The sequence below is a fragment of the Microvirga vignae genome (assembly GCF_001017175.1).
Classification (GTDB): Bacteria; Pseudomonadota; Alphaproteobacteria; order Rhizobiales; family Beijerinckiaceae; genus Microvirga; species Microvirga vignae.
In genome coordinates this window covers 1-3,558 of sequence record NZ_LCYG01000138.1, presented here as the reverse complement: position 1 = coordinate 3,558, position 3,558 = coordinate 1, and the positions used below count along the sequence as shown (strand labels likewise).

The 3,558-nt window shown below is 65.3% G+C and carries 2 protein-coding genes; one reads left to right on the top strand and one right to left on the bottom strand.

Annotated features, from left to right (window positions below):
* Positions 1-71: 71 nt before the first annotated feature.
* Positions 72-2,138 (bottom strand): recombinase family protein, encoded by a 2,067-nt coding sequence (locus AA309_RS30715; RefSeq protein WP_047192825.1) that lies wholly within the window; start codon positions 2,136-2,138, stop codon positions 72-74.
* 377 nt (positions 2,139-2,515) lie between these two features.
* Between AA309_RS30715 and AA309_RS30705 the strand changes: the two genes are divergently transcribed.
* A complete protein-coding gene (locus tag AA309_RS30705; protein WP_084731854.1) occupies positions 2,516-3,475 on the top strand; it encodes a group II intron maturase-specific domain-containing protein in 960 nt (319 codons plus the stop codon).
* Positions 3,476-3,558 lie beyond the last annotated feature (83 nt).

Below are 3,558 nucleotides of genomic sequence, written 5' to 3'. Positions count from 1 at the left end.
CGGATGTCGTATCCGTGGGTCATAGAAGGCGACATTCAGGGCTGTTTCGATCACGCATCTTACTGCCCTCCTCAACAAGCCAACCGGGGGACGGGAGAGAGGCGGTCCACCTTGCCGGCTTTGAGCTTTTGGAACGCGCGCAAGGTCGTGAGGCCGTCCGGGAACAGATAGAGACCTGTCTTGGCATCCAGTTCAATGACAATCGTGCCGTTGTAAATGCGGTCATAGATCCAGTGCGGGGTGACGCCGAGCTGGGCCGCGAGTTGGGACACTGTCAGGAAGCCGGGGATGCGGCGCGGATGCGACTGGCGGCGTTCGCGCAGGATGCCGTGCCGCAGCCGGATGGCCTGGACCGTGCTCGGCAACACCGTCTGGCGCAGAGGTGAGCGGTGCCCGGCGACGGTCAGCGCGGCGGCGATGGCTGCATCACTCTCACCCGCGCGGGCGCGCTCGATGATGGCGGCCTCCATCTCGCCGCTCCGTGACAGCTCGGCGAGCGAGCCGACCGTGATCGGCAGCGCGATCTCGCTCGTCGCGCCGCCGCGCCAGACGATGCGCAGGGCGATCGTGTCCCGGACGGCACGGTGGATCACCACCTTGTCGATGAGGCAGCGCAGGAGCGCCTTCTTGCGCGCCGTGGTGAGGGCCGGCTGGGACCATAGATCCGGCAGGTACCGACCGACTTCGGCAAATGCGGCTTGGAGGTCAGGGCCGACACCGAACGGGATGACGCGGCCTTCGTCCTGCGCCGCATCGGCGAGCGCGGCTTCGGCCTGGCGCAAATCGCGCAACGTCTCCTCCCAGCGCCGCTCGAGTTCGGCGGCGACGAGACGGTTGTCCGGGTCGACCTGATCGAACTGCCGTTCGGCCAGCGCCGCCCGGTAGCGCAGCCGCTCAACCTGCTGCGCCTGAGCCTTCAGCGCGGCGGCATCCGCCTCGCGCCGGAGGGAAACAGCCTGCGTGTAGGCATCCAGTTCGGCCGGGGTAAGAGCCTTGAAGAAAGCCGCCACGGCCTCGGCATCGACCGGCGCGGCCGGGATGACTTGGCACACCGGAACGCCATGCTGCTGACGAAGATAGTTGCACATGTACCGGGCTCCGCCCTTGTACTGGACCACCATCTTGTGGCCGCACGCGCCGCAGTAAACCATCCCATGCAGCAGCGCGGCGCCCTCCCGCGGCACGCCGCGCGTCTTGTTCCGGTCGTACTCGGCGTAATTGTCGCGCAACATGGCCTCGATCTTCTCGAACGTCGCCCAGCTGATATAGGCGGGGTACTGGTCCTTCACGACGATCCTCCACTGCTCGCGCGGGAGCCTCTTTTGCGAAGCTCTGCCTGAGGGCGCTGTGCGGATCGAGCGGGTGCGCCCGTAGACAAAAGCGCCGGCGTACGCGGGGTTCTTCAGCACCTGCAGGATGGCCGCAACGGTGGGCGGGCGCCAGAGCGTATCGCCGAACCGGCCCCGGCGCGGGATGCTCAGGCCGCGCTCGTTGAAGGCGCGCAGCACCTTGCTGGCCGAGCGGCCCCGCAGGAAGGTCGCAAAGATCAGATCAAGACGGGCTTGCACCTCGCGGTCCGGGTTCTTGACCACCACACCGCCAGTCTCGCGGACAAGGCCGACCGGCAAGATCAGCGCCAGCTCTCCGCGTGCGGCCTTGTTCAGGAGACCGGCCGTAAGGCGGGCGCGGATCGTGTGCAACTCGACTTCGGAGAGGGTTCCCTTGAGCCCGAGCAGCAGGCGCCCATTGGCGGTGCTTGGATCATAGACGCCATCGCGGTCGGCGATGAGGCAATCCCTGTAGCCGCACAGATCGAGCAGCGGGTACCAGTCCGAACAGTTCCGGGTCAGGCGCGTCACCTCGGAGGAGAGCACGATGCCAATCTGGCCGAGGGTGACGCGCGCGATCAGGTCCTTGAAGCCCTCGCGATGGACAGCGGCCGCGCCGCTCAGCCCGAGGTCGACATCGATGATCTCGACGTCGTCCTCACGCCATCCGAGGCCGAGCGCGCGCTGGCGCAGATCGTACTGCAGGCGCAGGCTTTCTTGATTGGTCAGCACCTGGTGCGGACTGGACTGGCGGATGTAGATGACCGCGCGGCGGGCCAGGTGGCGGTCGGTGATAAGCTCTGATCTCATGGATCACCTCTGTGAGGATGGTGGCGACATCGTCGGCGATCGCGGTGCGGAGTTCGTCGGGCAAGCGTTTCCAGAGGTGTTCGGGTCGTACTGGCATGGCGCCACCCCGCACTCGTCGGCCAGGGCGATCAGCTCCTCCAGTGCCTCGCGTGTCAGCTTGCACGGCGGCTCACACGACGGCCGTAGAGCAAGGCTCGTCGCTGCAATCGGGAGCTTCAGCACCATGCGATCGCGATAAGCGACGAGAGCGTGGCCGTCACGCCGGCGCGCGCTCACCGAGACCAGCAGGAACCGGCGGCCGAAGAGCGGATGCCGCGGATCGGTAACCTCAATCTCGATGGAATCCCGATCCGCCGGGTTATGGAAGGGGGTATCAACTGACGCTGTCGTTCGATAATTTAAGTCATCATCACCTGTTAGAGCGGCTGCGCCAGCGCGTGGCTGACCGGCGGGTGACGAGGCTGATCGGGCAGTTCCTGAAAGCCGGCGTTCTGTCGGAGGAGCAGTTCCTTCGCACGGACGCTGGCACGCCTCAGGGCGGGATTCTCTCACCACTGCTCGCCAATATCGCGCTCAGCGCGATCGAAGAGCGGTATGAACGGTGGGTGTATCAACGCACCAAGGCCCATGCCGACCGCAGATGTGACGGGCGGACCGCGGCAGGCAGAGCACGCTATTGGGATCGCATGGCTGGTCGCTGTGCGTTTCTGCCGGTGCGCTACGCCGATGACTTCGTCGTGCTGGTGTCTGGTACACGGGAGGATGCCGTCGCGGAAAAAGCCGCGCTGGCGGACTACCTGCGCCAGACCATGGGCGTCGAGTTGTCGCCGGAAAAGACGAAGGTCACAGCCATAACGGAGGGGTTCGAATTCCTCGGATTCCGCTTCGTCATGCATTGGGACAAACGCTACGGCTATGGCCCGCGCATTGAGATCCCCAAGGCAAAGGCTATGAACCTGCGTCGCAAGGTCAAGGCTTGTACGGGAACGAGGTCTACCCCGTGCAGTCTGGCCACCAAGCTTCAGGAGCTCAATCCCATCCTGCGTGGGTGGGCGAACTATTATCGCCACTGTGCCTATGCCGGCCGAGTGTTCACCAGTCTCGACTGGTACACTGGCATGCGGATCGAGCGCTGGTTGCGGAAGAAACGCCCCAAAGCGCGGTCTGGTGACATCTGGGCGGCCCACCAGCCCAGTGCTCGCCGACCGACGAGACGGCTCTGGCGCGAGGGAATGGTCGAGCAACACATGCTCGCCTGGACCTCCGTCTGCCGCTTCCGTCTCGCATGGATGGATATGCCTGACTTCGCCTTGTCTTCTGGAGGGCCGGGTGCGTAACGAAAGGCGCATGCCCGGTTCGGGGAGAGGCGGGGAGAAACCGGCCGTTGCAAGACGGCACGGCGCTCACCGCCTACTCTACT

What these genes read in the sequence shown, in the direction of transcription:
- AA309_RS30715 (WP_047192825.1), bottom strand. Translation starts at nt 2,138, where the DNA reads ATGAGATCAGAGCTTATCACCGACCGCCACCTGGCCCGCCGCGCGGTC.